Annotated in this window: 14 protein-coding genes and 1 pseudogene; 11 read left to right on the top strand and 4 right to left on the bottom strand. The window is 67.0% G+C overall.

What is annotated here, in order from left to right; genetic code table 11:
- Positions 1-238 precede the first annotated feature (238 nt).
- Positions 239-886 (bottom strand): M15 family metallopeptidase, encoded by a 648-nt coding sequence (locus ACH34T_RS41065; protein ID WP_396026422.1) that lies wholly within the window; start codon positions 884-886, stop codon positions 239-241.
- Between the two features lie 277 nt (positions 887-1,163).
- Positions 1,164-1,547, bottom strand: a pseudogene (locus tag ACH34T_RS41060) (serine hydrolase); the annotation flags it as partial.
- Positions 1,548-1,808: 261 nt separating this feature from the next.
- Between ACH34T_RS41060 and ACH34T_RS41055 the strand changes: the two are divergent.
- The 3 genes from ACH34T_RS41055 (at position 1,809) to ACH34T_RS41045 (ending at position 3,469) form a co-directional block, all read left to right on the top strand.
- A complete protein-coding gene (locus tag ACH34T_RS41055) occupies positions 1,809-2,165 on the top strand; it encodes a helix-turn-helix domain-containing protein (RefSeq protein WP_396026421.1) in 357 nt (118 codons plus the stop codon).
- Positions 2,166-2,197: 32 nt separating this feature from the next.
- On the top strand, positions 2,198-2,563 hold the full coding sequence (locus ACH34T_RS41050) for a hypothetical protein (RefSeq protein WP_396026420.1): 366 nt from the start codon (positions 2,198-2,200) through the stop codon (positions 2,561-2,563).
- Positions 2,564-2,674: 111 nt separating this feature from the next.
- Positions 2,675-3,469, top strand: a complete 795-nt coding sequence (locus ACH34T_RS41045; protein ID WP_396026419.1) for a hypothetical protein — start codon at positions 2,675-2,677, stop codon at positions 3,467-3,469.
- A gap of 90 nt (positions 3,470-3,559) precedes the next feature.
- Here ACH34T_RS41045 and ACH34T_RS41040 read toward each other — a convergent pair whose 3' ends face one another.
- The gene (locus ACH34T_RS41040; RefSeq protein WP_396026418.1) at positions 3,560-4,174 is read right to left on the bottom strand and encodes a TetR/AcrR family transcriptional regulator; all 615 of its coding nucleotides are present in this window, start codon (positions 4,172-4,174) and stop codon (positions 3,560-3,562) included.
- 113 nt (positions 4,175-4,287) lie between these two features.
- Here ACH34T_RS41040 and ACH34T_RS41035 point away from each other — a divergent pair, with 113 nt between their 5' ends.
- From ACH34T_RS41035 to ACH34T_RS41000, 8 genes are all read left to right on the top strand, one after another.
- On the top strand, positions 4,288-5,646 hold the full coding sequence (locus ACH34T_RS41035; RefSeq protein ID WP_396026417.1) for an MFS transporter: 1,359 nt from the start codon (positions 4,288-4,290) through the stop codon (positions 5,644-5,646).
- Complete coding sequence (locus ACH34T_RS41030; protein WP_396026416.1) at positions 5,643-6,248, top strand: NAD(P)-dependent oxidoreductase; 606 nt, start codon at positions 5,643-5,645, stop codon at positions 6,246-6,248. Before ACH34T_RS41035 ends, ACH34T_RS41030 begins: the two co-directional genes overlap by 4 nt.
- A 268-nt stretch (positions 6,249-6,516) precedes the next feature.
- Complete coding sequence (locus ACH34T_RS41025) at positions 6,517-6,885, top strand: NUDIX domain-containing protein (RefSeq protein WP_396026452.1); 369 nt, start codon at positions 6,517-6,519, stop codon at positions 6,883-6,885.
- Positions 6,842-7,711 carry an IS5 family transposase gene (locus ACH34T_RS41020; protein WP_396026415.1) on the top strand — a complete coding sequence of 290 codons (870 nt, stop codon included), beginning with the start codon at positions 6,842-6,844 and terminating at the stop codon, positions 7,709-7,711. Before ACH34T_RS41025 ends, ACH34T_RS41020 begins: the two co-directional genes overlap by 44 nt.
- On the top strand, positions 7,698-8,099 hold the full coding sequence (locus ACH34T_RS41015; protein ID WP_396026414.1) for a hypothetical protein: 402 nt from the start codon (positions 7,698-7,700) through the stop codon (positions 8,097-8,099). Before ACH34T_RS41020 ends, ACH34T_RS41015 begins: the two co-directional genes overlap by 14 nt.
- A 675-nt stretch (positions 8,100-8,774) precedes the next feature.
- The gene (locus tag ACH34T_RS41010) at positions 8,775-10,814 is read left to right on the top strand and encodes a tetratricopeptide repeat protein (RefSeq protein WP_396026413.1); all 2,040 of its coding nucleotides are present in this window, start codon (positions 8,775-8,777) and stop codon (positions 10,812-10,814) included.
- Between the two features lie 93 nt (positions 10,815-10,907).
- Positions 10,908-11,138: a hypothetical protein gene (locus ACH34T_RS41005; protein ID WP_396026412.1), complete on the top strand. Its 231-nt coding sequence runs from the start codon at positions 10,908-10,910 to the stop codon at positions 11,136-11,138.
- A 430-nt stretch (positions 11,139-11,568) separates the two neighbouring features.
- Positions 11,569-11,850 carry a hypothetical protein gene (locus ACH34T_RS41000; RefSeq protein ID WP_396026411.1) on the top strand — a complete coding sequence of 94 codons (282 nt, stop codon included), beginning with the start codon at positions 11,569-11,571 and terminating at the stop codon, positions 11,848-11,850.
- Positions 11,851-12,139: 289 nt separating this feature from the next.
- On the opposite strand, the gene ACH34T_RS40995 is transcribed toward ACH34T_RS41000, so the two are convergent.
- The gene (locus ACH34T_RS40995; RefSeq protein ID WP_396026410.1) at positions 12,140-12,814 is read right to left on the bottom strand and encodes a hypothetical protein; all 675 of its coding nucleotides are present in this window, start codon (positions 12,812-12,814) and stop codon (positions 12,140-12,142) included.
- Positions 12,815-12,857: the final 43 nt, after the last annotated feature.

Below are 12,857 nucleotides of genomic sequence, written 5' to 3'. Positions count from 1 at the left end.
ACTTAAGCTATCGATTGCAGCCCGTCAAGGACGCCGTTCACCAGGCCGCGCTTCCAGGCCGCCCGGCCGCGAGCGCCGACGCGGATCGCCCGGCGGACGCCCGCGCGCCCAGGTACCGGAGCCGGTATCCCGGCGGGTGACCGCCGCCCTGCCCGGTCTCCGACGCGGCCGGTGTCCGACGCGGTCCGGTCTTCGACGTGGCCAACTGCGCCAACGTCAGTCCTGGCTCACTCGCCGGTCACTGCTGCATCCTCGGGTCCTGGGTGGGATTGGCATACATGCGCGGGCAGCCACGATCGACCGCATTGGTGCGCAGTTCGTAGTGCCAGGGTTCGTTCCTGTAAATCTGGCACAGCCCGTACTCGGCGCCGTGCTCGGACAGCCACGCCGTGGCATTGGAGCGCCCGATGTCGATCGCCTTTCCCTTCACGTGAAGTGAGGTCGCCGCGGTGGACACCCATTTGGCGGCCACTTCTTTGGACCCGTATTTGGAGATCGCCTTGCGAAGAAGCTGATTCTGGTACGCCGGGGAACGCCAGCCGCTGTTGACGTAGAACTTGATTCCGTCGTCCGCGGCGTCCGTCGCGGCCCGGCGGACGGCCCTGAGGAGGTCTGGATCGAGTTTGGCCACGGCAGGAATCTCGTCGTCGAAGACCGTCACACCGCTGGGGACGACGCCGTCGGCCTGGCCGATCGCACGATGCCCCCGGGAGCGATGAACCTTCCTGCCAGGCGAAGCGCGTTCCTCGCCCGGAGGACGATTCAAGGATGAGGCGGCGGAGGGGGTCAGGGACACGGCCGAGGAGGGCGGGGAATTCTGCGACCGGTAGCCGAGGGCCGCGCCGATCATCGCCATGGCGACGATCAGGCTGATGCCAATGACCAAGTAGATCCTGCGTCGCGCTTTTCGCGCTGATGGCTGAATTTGATGCATGCTGCCAGTCAAGGCAGTGGGGTGTTGCCGGGGCGTATGGGTTTTTCGATATTCCGACGATATGTTCCGGCTTATAGCATTGATCGAATGCGGGTGTTGATCTTCGAGGAAGAACCCTTTCTCGCGGAGACCGCAAACGCGCCCCCAACAGGCCTCGTGTGCGTGCCCGGCATACCGGGCACGCACACGAGGATCCCGTCTCTTTGTTTCGGCTGGCGGTGGCCGCGCGTCAGCCCTGACCGATGACGGCCCGGGTCTCCTGCTCGATGATCTCCGACAGCGGCGCGCCGTCGCGGTTGGTGAGGATGACGCCGACCCAGCCGGTGTCGGGATAGATCGTCCAGTTGGCGCCGACACCCGGGTTGGCTCCGGCGCGGCTCCAGACCCACGGGCCGCCGACGATGCTGACCGGCATCCGATAGGCCCCGAACGACGCGTCAGCGGGGGCTGCCCGGCGGGCCAGACCGCCAACCTCGGGCGCAAGGGGGAGCTTGGCCCCGGTGAACAGCTCGGCGTAGTGCCGGTCCAGCACCGTGCCGTCGCCCAGCGCACGCGCGAACCGGACCAGATCCGGCGCGGTGACGAAGCCGCCGTCCCCGGGGGCGTCGATGGTGGTGGGGCGAGGCCGAGCTGCTGGACGAGCATGGCAGGCTCAGGTGGGTCTACTGCGAAGAGATCCCTTTCCGCAAGGCACCTCCATCAGGAGGCCAACTGCCCGGCTCCGGGCCAGGAGATCTTCCGACGTCGCCGAAGTTCGACGAGGGACCGATGCCCACGCCTCCGTTGAACGCCCGCCCGGCCGTCGAAGTCAAGAACCAGGAAGCGTTCCCACCGCGTACAGAATTCGAAACACCTTCGCAGGGCATTGCCGACGATGAAGGACAGTGAGCAACTACGCATCTTCAGTGACCGTGCAGGAGACAACTCCCAACCGACTCCGAGTCTTGTCTCTGTCGCGTTCGAAGCAACGCGGCTGACCCAGGCGCGCAGGCTGGCCGCGCTCACCAAGAAGGAAGTCGCCGCACGTATCGGAGTGTCCCCTGCGGCTGTCGGCCAATACGAGACCGGAGCGAGTAGACCGCGCCCTGACCTAATGCCGCTGCTTGCTGACGTCCGGTCCGTGCCAATGACCTTCTTCCTGCCCGGACGCCCTCATGGCAAGCTCGACGGGTCCATGGCACATTTCCGCAGCCTGCGTTCGGCTCGGGCTTATCAGAGGGTTGTTCGTTAGGGGTTGTCCTGTTTGATGGCGAAGCGGCCGGGTTGGGGTTCGGTGGCCAGGTCTCGGCCGACGAGGCGTTTGAGTTTGGCGCGGATGCCTTCGATGGTGTTCTTGCCGGTGGCGGGCAGGTTGAGGGCGAGATCGGCCACGCCCACCGCAGCGAGGTCGAGCAAGTCCTGCGCGACACGCCTCGACACGAGTTCGTCCCGGACGCTGACCTGGAGCTTGCCTACAACCCGTGGCAGGCAGTCATTACTCACCGCTTCGAAGACGGCCGGTCTGCCTCTTGCGCATCGGCGCCATGGCTGGTCGCGGCTATGCTCGATCAGTTGCACGTCCAACCCGGCAACCGCATCCTGGAGATCGGCGCCGGCACGGATACAACGCCGCCCTCCTCGCTCAGTTGACCGACGGCGCGGACCTGGTGACCACCGTCGACATCGACCCGAATGTGACCGCACAGGCCACGCGGGCCCTGACCGCCACTGGCTACGGCGACGTGCATGTGATCACCGGCGATGGCGGGCTTGCTACCCGACCACGCGCCATACGACCGCGTCGTCGCCACCGTCTCGCTGTGGGATATCCCCGCCCCGTGGTGGAACCAGCTCGCCTCCGGAGCACGGCTCGTTGTTCCACTGCGGTGGCGTAGCCTGGGACAGAGCGTGGCCTTCACTTACACCGACGGCCGTCTGGTCTCCGATTCACTCCATCTATGCGGCTTCGTTTACCTCGTCGGCGAAGGCGAGGGCGAACTTGCCGGCCCGATCACCGCTAACGAGCTGGTTACGCTCCACTGGGACCGCGACCAAGCGGTGAACCCGGACGCGTTGCAGGGTGTGCTCGACCAGCCGCCGGTCACCACCCTGGTCTGGAATCACACTCGGCGGCAACGAGTCCCACGACGAGTTGTGGCTGCGCCTGACCGTCACCGACCAACGCGTCTGCCGAATCAAGGTCCACGCCGGGGTCCCACCCGAAGTGTGCGACCCGGTACCGGGATGGTGGCGCCTAACGCTGGTCGACGGCGATACGCTTGTCTACCTCACCTCCCGCCGCCTGGACGACGGCTGACACGAGCTCGGCGCGATCGGCCACGGCCCGGCCGCCCTCGACCTGACCGAATACCTCTGCGACCGGATCCGCACCTGGGCGCCCGAACGCAACCAGCACACGCCCACGCTCACCGTCTAGCCCGCTGGCACCCCAGACAGCGAACTGGCCGGCCCGGCCTTCGAGAAGAACCACAGCAGGTTCATCCTCACCTACGACGACCTGCCCGGACCTACGCGATGATCACCGAGATGATGTGACTGAGCGCCCGAGTTGGCCAGTTAAGCACGGGAGTTGGCCAGGCGCCCAATGGCTCGCCCTGCCTGTGCGCCTCCTGCGGTGACCGCCGCTCAGTGCGGCTGGGCAAGAATTCCGTCGATGATGACCCGAAGTTTCCACGCCTCCCGCGATGCGGAGTCGCCGCTCGTCAGCAGAGGGGCGAGGGCGCGGATCGTGGGATAGCCCTCGGTGGGGAGCACGGGGGGCTGTGTCGCGTGCTCCAGGGCGGACGAGGCGATGTACTGCCCGAACAGGTCGACAGCCCAGGCGCAGGCGTTGTCCGCGACGCCACCGAGGCGTAGCAGCCACAGGATCTCCTCGATGATCCGCAGGGAGTTCGGGCCGGTGGCGAGGTTCGTCCGGCCGATCGAGGCGATGTCCGCGTGGGCGGACAGGGCGTTCACCACTCGTTGGATGAGGAGTTCGAGCCGGGCTCTCCAGTCGCCGTCCGCGTCGGTCGGCAGGTCGATGCCGGTCAACGCGAGATCGTGGGCGAGGGCCATCAGCTCGTTCCTGTCGGCGACGTAGACGTACAGCGATGCGGGCGCGGTGTCGACGGCCGTGGCGACGCGGCGCATGGTGACGGCATCCGAGCCGAACTCGTCGACCAGGGCGAGAGCGGCGGCGACGATCGACTCCTGACTCAGGGCCGGCTTGGCTGGTCGGGTTCGCGGGCTTCCGGGCATGGGCTCAGCCTAGCCTTGACGAACGCAGTTCGCTACGTACACTGTTTATCACGAACAATGTTCGCCACGAACGTTGTTCGTCTAGGATTTGTCGATCACTGGAGGCCACCTTGTTGACCACTGAACGCGCGGCGCCGCCCAACCGATGGCGATGGCGCGTACTGGGCGTCGTCCTCCTCGCGGGGGTCATGGACTTGCTCGACTCCACGGTCATGAACGTCGCGGCGCCCTCGGTACGTGCCGACCTCGGCGGCACCGAGGCGGTCCTGCAATGGCTCGCCGCCGGCTACACTCTCGCGTTCGGTGTGCTCTTGATCGTCGGCGGGCGACTCGGCGACCGGTGGGGACGGCGACGGCTGTTCGTCGCCGGTGCCGTCGGTTTTACCGTCGCGTCCGCCGCGTGCGCGGTCGCTCCGAACCCGTCCGTGCTGATCACGGCCCGAGTCGTACAGGGGGCGTTCGGTGCGCTGATGATCCCGCAGGGCTTCGGCACGCTCACCGCCGTGTTCGGCGAACGGGAGCGCGGCCGAGCGTTCTCCCTGTTCGGGCCGGTGATGGGACTGGCGGGGATCGGCGGGCCGATCGTCGCGGGCGGACTGATCGCCCTGGACCCGGGCGGACTCGGCTGGCGGCTGATCTTTCTGGTCAACGTGCCGATCGGCGTGCTCACGGTCCTCGGCGCCCTGCGCTGGATGCCCGCCGATCCCGGCGATCGCGGTGCCCGGATCGATCCTGTGGGCGTCGCGTTGGTGACGGCGGGCTCGGCGTTCCTGGTCTATCCGCTCATCCAGGGGCGCGAGGCCGGGTGGCCGTGGTGGAGTTTCGCCGTCCTCGCAACGGGAGTGCTGATCTTCGCCGTGCTCATCTGGCGGCAACGCGCCAGCTCCGCCCCGATCCTGGTACCGAGCCTGTTGGCGAAACGAGCGTTCGTCGGCGGGCTCGTCGTGGTGCTCGTCTTCTTCACCGGAGTTGGTGGACTGCTGCTGGTTCTCTCGCTGCACCTGCAGCTGGGCCTCGGAAACTCCCCCTTGCAGGCCGCTGTGGCACTCGCCCCGATCGCTGTCGGGATCATGCTCGGCTCACTCGCCGCGCCGCGGCTGGTCCGCAAGCTCGGTCGTTCGAGCCTGCACATGGGCCTGGCCGTGGAACTGGTGGGGCTGCTCGCAGTCATGGGCCTTGAGACATCCGTCCTGCCGATGTTCGTGGTCGGCACGGGGCTCGGACTGTTGTTCGGCCCCCTGATCCAGACGACCCTCGCCACGGCGGACCCGAGCGAGGTCGGTAGCGCCTCCGGCAGCCTCAACGCCATGCAACAACTCGCCACCGCACTGGGCGTGGCACTGGTCGGAAGCATCTACTTCGGACTTGGCGACATCGACGGCCTGCACGCCGGAGTCCTCGTCACAGTGGGCGCCTGCCTAGTCTCAGCCGCCCTGGTCCCTCTCATCCCCCGCACAAGGAGCCAACAGTGAGCAACCTCGTCGTGTTCGGCGCGAACGGCGCCACAGGTCACGTCATCGTCGAGGAGGCCCTGCGCGCGGGCCACACCGTCACCGCCGCCGTGCGCGACCCGAATACCTTCCCCGCGCCGGTCAAGGCCGTCCAGGCCGACATACGCGACCACGAAAGCGTTCGCACCGCTGTGACCGGCCATGACGCCGTGATCTCCGCAATCGGCCCATCGGGTCGAAAAGCCGAGGGTCTGTACTCCGCCGCCGCCCGCACATTCGTCGACGCGGGCATCAACCGCCTCGTCGCCCTGTCCTCCAGCGGCGCGCGCAGTGACGACCCGAACCACCCACTGTGGTACCGCGTTGTCGCTCGCACGCTGATGAGCGAACTCTACGGCGACATGCGCCTGATGGAGGACATCGTGCGGGACAGCGCACTGGACTGGACGTTCGTCCGACCGGCCAGGATCGTCGACGAGCCGCCGACCGGGGACTACCGCGTCCTGGACGGCGTCAACCCGAAAGGCGGGACCAAGATTCCCCGGGTCGACCTCGCGCGTTTCGTCGTTGCTGCGGTCAGCGACAAACGCTGGTCATACACATGCCCGACCATCGCTCAATGAAACGGTCAGGAAACGCCTGCCGTCCAGAGCCGGTGGCCGCGGGCCGGTCACCCGGCGCAGGGCCGACGGAGGCGAATTCGGGGAAGGTCAGGGGCGCTGACCGGGAACTGTCGTAGCCCAGGGGTCCGGTCCGGCATGGCTCAAGAGTCGTCCAGCACTGGCCAACTCGGGCGCTCAATCACAGATGACCGCCTCCACCTTCCTGGTACGTCGCGACCACGACCAATGGCAGCTGGGACTGGTTTGGCACCAACGACTCGGCGCCTGACTGCCCACCGGCGGACACCAAGAGAACGGCGAAACGACCGAGCACACCGCATTGCGGGAAGGGCGTGAGGAAGCCGGAGCGCGCGCTCGCCTGCTGCCCTTGCCGCTGCCCAGCGCGTTCCCCCACCCGGTCCTCACCGCGCCGTGGTGGATCATGGACGTCCCTGCGGCGCCGGACAACCAGACGGGGGAACCACACCTGCACCGTGACCACGTGTTCGTAGAGGGTTGTTTGTCATGGATTGCCCTGTTGTCGGTTGGCGGGTTGGTGAGGGCTTCGTTGCCGCCTGTTGATGCTGGGTCGTTTCCGGGTTGCTGCGGGTGGCATGGGGGGCGAGGAGGTAGGCGGCCGGAAGCCGTATCGCAGTGATCTTTCCGATGAGCGGTGGTCGCTGATCGAGCCGATCATCGCGGCGTGGAAGGCGCGGCACCCGTCGGTGTCAGGGCATCAGGGGCGGTATCCGATGCGGGAGATCGTGAACGCGCTGCTGTATCAGGAGCGGACGGGGTGCGGGTGGGAGTACCTGCCGCATGACCTGCCGCCCCGCTCGGCGGTGTACTACTACTTCGCCCGGTGGCGGGACGACGGGCTGACCCAGACGATCCACGATCTGCTGCGCGGGCGGGTCCGTGAGGTCGCGGGACGGGCGGAGGACCCCTCTGCGGTGGCGATGGATTCGCAGACCGTGCGTGCTGCGGCCGGGGTTCCATCGGCAACGACGGGCCTGGACGCGGGCAAGCGGAGCCGGGGCCGCAAACGCGGCATCGCCACCGATGTGCTGGGCCTGCTGATCGCGGAGGTGGTGACCGCCGCGAGCGTGCATGACAACGCCGTCGGGATCGAGCTTTTGGACCGGGTCGCCATCGACAACCCATCGGTGCGCACCGCGTGGGTGGACGCGGGGTTCAAGAACGCGGTCGCCGCTCACGGCGCCGCGTTGGGCATCACCGTCACCACGGTGCAGCCCGAACCCGGAAGCAAGGGATTCACCCCGGTGCCCAAGCGGTGGGTGGCCGAGCAGACCTTCGGCACCGCCATGCTGCACCGGCGGCTGGCCCGCGACTACGAGAAACTGCCCGCCAGCAGCGAAGCCCACCTGTACTGGGCGGCCACCGACCGCATGACGCGCCGGCTGACCGGCGCCACCACCCACTGGCGCGACACCCCACCCCCGGCCTCGAATGCGGCCGCGTGACCGGCCGCCCCCGCCGGTCCCCGACCAGCTCCTGCGCCGCCTGGCCGACGATCGTGACGCGGCCCGCGCACGCGTCGAGCGGCTCACCGCCGAACTCGCCGACGCCTGGCAGCAGCTGGACCGGCTGGAGGTTACGTACCAGACGCTGCTGGCGCTCGCCGGCACCGCCGGCCCGCCGCTACCGCCCGCCTACCAGGACATCCTCCAGGTGCTGACCGGCCATCCGGACGGCATCCGCCCCAAAGACGTCGCTCTCGCCCTCAACCTGCCCGCCACCAGCAAGAACACCATCGAAGGCATCCGCGCCAAACTCAAACGCCTCGTCGGCCGAGACCTGGCGACCGAACCCCAACCCGGCCTCTTCGCCATCAAACAGGACAACCCCTAACGAACAACCCTCTCAGAGCCACTCGCCTGCGACCTCATGCGTCTACAAGCCCGCCTCGGACAATTCGACGCCGTCCAACGAACCCACCGAGTCCTCGCCCACCAACTCAACGAACTCGACATCGACCCCTCCCCAGAAACCGACCAACTCCTCACTGATCTACTGCGCCCACGAAGGCGGCGATCCACCATTTAGGTTCCGCAGGTTGATGTCGTGTTCCGCAGAAGCCATCGTCACGTGTCCCGTCCTCCATGGCTCACGGCCGGTTCTGCGGCGAATCCGTCGACACGCGGTTGGCTGGCCGTCTGGACGGCGTTGGTCGCTGAGCGGATCGGCTGGGAGCGGTCGATGACGGTGTTCAAGGACCGGGTCCGGTTGCTGCGGCCGGAATACAGGCCAGCCGATCCGGCGTCGCGGACGAACTATCGACCGGGTGAGCTTGAACTCCTGTGCGCGTCGTACACCCCCTCACATCCTGATCACGAGTGTCGATCTAAAATCGCCGCCCCTGGGCAGTTTGGTCATCCGCCGCAGGTTGATGCGAATGAGATTGGTGGAGTCCACCGGGTTGACTCCATGGTGCACGCCGTTAGCAGACTCGCTGACCGGGGGCTGTGCCTGCCGCAGTTTGGCTTGAATGGGTACCGTCTCAGCGAGACTAGTCGAAGGTGATCGATGGAGCGCTACCGGGACTACGAGGCGCGCGGCCGTGAGGCCGTCGCCGCCGGGCGGCTCGACTTGGCGGTGGCGGCCTACCGCGCCGCGGTCCGGCTGCGGCCCGGCCACGTGCCAACTCAACTCGCCCTGGCCGGCGTACTCCGCGAGGCGGGCCTGATCGAGGCAGCGCGGCAGACCTACGAACGGGTCTGCCGGCTCGATCCTGGCAACGCGAACGCCTCGGCGGCGCTGCGGACGTTCCCGTCCCGCCCGGCAGGTCGGGAAAACTTCCACGTCGGGCAACTGCTGCGCAGCCAGCGGCAACGCGTCTTCGAGGTCCTCGACGTACTGACTGGTGGCTTCGGTGTGGTCTACATCGTGCGGCAGGCCGGCAGCTCAAAGCCCGAGGAGGTGCTGAAGACGTTCAACGCCGGTTACCTATGGAGCGACGACGACCGGCGGCGTTTCGAACGGGAGGCGGCGACCTGGATCAACCTGCCGCCCCATCCCAACGTGGTAACCGCGACCTCGGTCGAACCGATCGAAGGTTTCCCCTGCCTGTGGATGGAATACGTCGCCGGTGGAGACCTCGCCCACCGCCTCACCGCCGGCCCCCTGCCGATCGCTGACGTCATTCGACTCGGCATCCAATTCTGCGACGGCATGAGCCACGCCTACGAGCACCTCGGTATCGTCCACCGCGACGTTAAGCCGGCCAACTGCCTGCTCACCAGCGACGGCGCGCTCAAGGTCACCGACTTCGGCCTCGCCCGCACGTTCGCCCCGGACGAGAGCACCCCCGGCCACGTCGGCACCGTGGTCGCTGCGGTGGACCACCTCACCACTGTCGCCGGCACCCCCGCCTACATGGCACCCGAACAGTTCCGCGCCGGCATGACCCTCGACACCCGGACCGACATTTACGCTTTCGGCGTCATGCTCGATCAGATGCTGACTGGCAAACTGCGCCGCCCGACCGACATCCGCAGCCGGCGGCCGTGGTGGCCGCATCGCTCGGGCACCATCAAACGGCTGACCCGGCTCATCAACGGCTGCACGGCAGCCCGCCGCGCCGACCGGCCCGCAACTTTCGCCGATGTCCGCGATGAGCTGTCGGAGGCCTACAACACCCTGCCCGGCCGACCAGCGCCCATCCGTCGTCCCGAACCCGCCCTGGAGACCGCGCACGTCCTGCTCGAACGAGCCGTCGGCCAACGCCACCTCGGCCTAAACCAGGACGCATTGACGACCGTCGAACAAGCACTACAGATCGTCGGCACCGACGACACCCAGCGCGGCTACCTCTGGCAGGTCAAAGGCCTCGCGCTAGTCGACTTGCACCGATACGCGGAGGCAGTCGCCGCCCACGAGGAGTCGGTGCGGCTCAACCCCGACGAGTTCAGCGCCTGGGTATCCAAAGGAGCCGCACTGGAGAAATTGGGCCGCTTCACCGACGCTCTGGAGTGCTACGGCCGTGCGAACGAAGTTGCCCCTGGCAACGGGTACGGCTGGCGCGGCCGAGCATCGTCGCTGCTCAAACTCGGCCGACTGAACGAGGCGCTGGAGGCTACCGCGGAGGCCTCTCGGTTCATCCCGGACGACGAGGAGACAATCTACTTCCAGGCCACGGCCCTGGAGCGACTGAACCGGTTGCCCGAAGCCCTGGACACAATCGAACGGTTGCTGCGACGGGCCCCCCGCGACGCCCTAGCCTGGGTCACCAAGGCCCGGATTCTGCAACTCATGGAAGCCCCCGACGAGGCTCGCACCTGTGCCGACCGGGCCGTCGAGGTGGCACCGGACCGTCCTGTCGTCCTCCACCAACGGGCCTTGGTGCTGTACTACCTGGGCCACCACGAGGACGCCCTGACCAGCGTCGACCGGAAACTCGAAGTCGTCACCGACGACCACACCGCCTGGTACATGCGGGGCTGCATCATGTCGGCACTGCACCGGCCCGACGAAGCACTCGCCTCATACGAACGCGCGCTCGCCCTCGACCCCGGCTACGAAAAGGCACGCACAGCCATCGACCTGCTGCACCATAACTCAGACTGAGCAGACGCGGGCGGGGCATGAAGACCGGCAGGCGACGACCGCCATGATGTCCGCGCATGGATCAATCCCACGGCGAGATCGGATGTGGTGTGGGTGACCACACTAGACGACAGCCGCCTCACGGCCCCCTGGGAGCCCGCCGTCCAGCAACTCTTGCGCATGCAGTGCCTCCAGCTCACCGGCCGCGACGTCGACCGCCACATCCCCGCCGTGATCACCACAGTCCACGCACTGCTCGACCTCGACGACCACACCACCGGTGTTCCAGACCAGAGCCGCGATCACCGCCCTGGACCTGTCCCGGCCCCGAACGCACTCGCCTGACCGTCCGGCTCGTCGAACTCGCCCGAAGCGACGGCTACGCCGCCCACGACCTCCTCACCCACCCACGCCTCAGCCACGAGCTATCCACCACACAGAAAACTCCCTGACACACCTCGTCCGCACCTGCGGACTCGACATCGGAGCCCTACCAGAACCACTCCACACCCAGCTTTTGACCGCCGCAACACACGCAAAACGTAGGCTCCGCCTCCTCCTGACCGCCTTCCGATCACCAGCATGAGGCGATGAATCGGGTGTGGCACGGCCTCGCCCGTCGAGGCTCATGTCTTTCCTTTTCAATCACCGGAGCGGCGCGGTGCTCTTCACGTCCCGGCCCTGCTAAAATCCCCAGCGGCCTCACTCGACGACGGCGATAGCCCAGGGCCCGGTAGCTGCTCGGCTTGGGCGCCCTAGCGGCGACCATAGCTCGATGTGCGCGGTTCCCTGTTCCGACGGTTCCGTCCAGCTGGCTATGGCGACCAGTAGCGGCACCCTGTGCGTATGGGATCCGTGGGCCAGCAGGGAGCAGTGGCAAGGAATTGACCACGATGGCGCCATCAATGCGATGTGCGTCCTGCCCGACGATCGCGAATTCATCGTCACGGCCAGCCAGGACCGCACCGTGCGCGTCTGCAGTTCCAACGGCGCGTTGCTCACCGTGATCCAGCTCCATCACGAGGGGCGCTTGCGCCCTCGCCGTCGGGTTGTCTGATCGGTTTGAATGCGGGCACCGTGCCGCTTGACATCAGCATTGGAAGGCGAAGCGTAATGTCATCGCTTCGATGGCGTGACGGGCTCGCGGGTAGCACAGGAGCTGCGAGAGCGGCCATGCGATCGCCTGACCAGGGCTCGCAGGCGTGGTGAAGGCGGAGCCTGGCCCGATGCCGCTACCTAACCAGCTTGCGTTTCAACCGCCGCGCTGATCCAGGTCACCGCCGAATTACGGGTGGAGCGAGGTTGCCGCGGCGCTCAGGGTTGTGGGTTGATTTAGGCCGAGCCGGTCACCACGCTCCGCCGTCGACGGAATAGAGGCTCTCCGAAGTGAATGGCTGCCTCGGTTCCGCACTGAGGCGGGTGACGAGCCTCTGGACGGCGACTGCGGCGGGATGCTCGATCTCACGGTAGAAGCCAAGAGCCGCGGTCCAGGCTGAATCCGCCTCCGTGAAGTTGCCATGGATCGCTTGGGCCAGCCCGACCCGTACATGGCAGCTTGCCTGCGCGAGCTGGTCCTTGAGACGAGCCGCGATATCACCGGCCTCTATCGCATGAGACAGAGCAAGGCGTGTGTCCTGCTGATGAAGCCGTGCCTCGGACAGAGCAAGGTGTGCGCGGAACTGCCCATAGTCATCGGCATGCTCGAGGGCGAGCCCAAGAGCCGCATCGAGGTGAGGCAGCGCTGCCTCAGAGCGGCCATCGAGCAGCTCCAACAAACCGAGGTCAAAATGTGCGTGGCACTGACCGTTGGTGATACCGAGGTCCTCATAGATAACGAGCGCCGCACTGGAATTTCGCCTGGCGTCGGTCAGACGTCCAGACCGGCCATCGGCCAGGCCGAGGTCCCGATGGGCGTTGGCCTGGCCGGGCACGTCCCCCAGCTGGACGTAAGTCTCGAGCGCTCGCTCAGCGTGCAACTTGGCGAGTGAATATCTCGCGAGCCTGGCTTCCAGCACACCCATCTCACGCCGACTGTCGGCGGCTCCTTGAGCATCGCCGTGTCGC

The organism is Actinomadura sp. 9N215 (genome assembly GCF_044326345.1).
Lineage (GTDB): Bacteria > Actinomycetota > Actinomycetes > Streptosporangiales > Streptosporangiaceae > Spirillospora.
The sequence above is the reverse complement of the archived record's forward strand: the minus strand, read 5'-3'. Positions and strand labels throughout refer to the sequence as shown.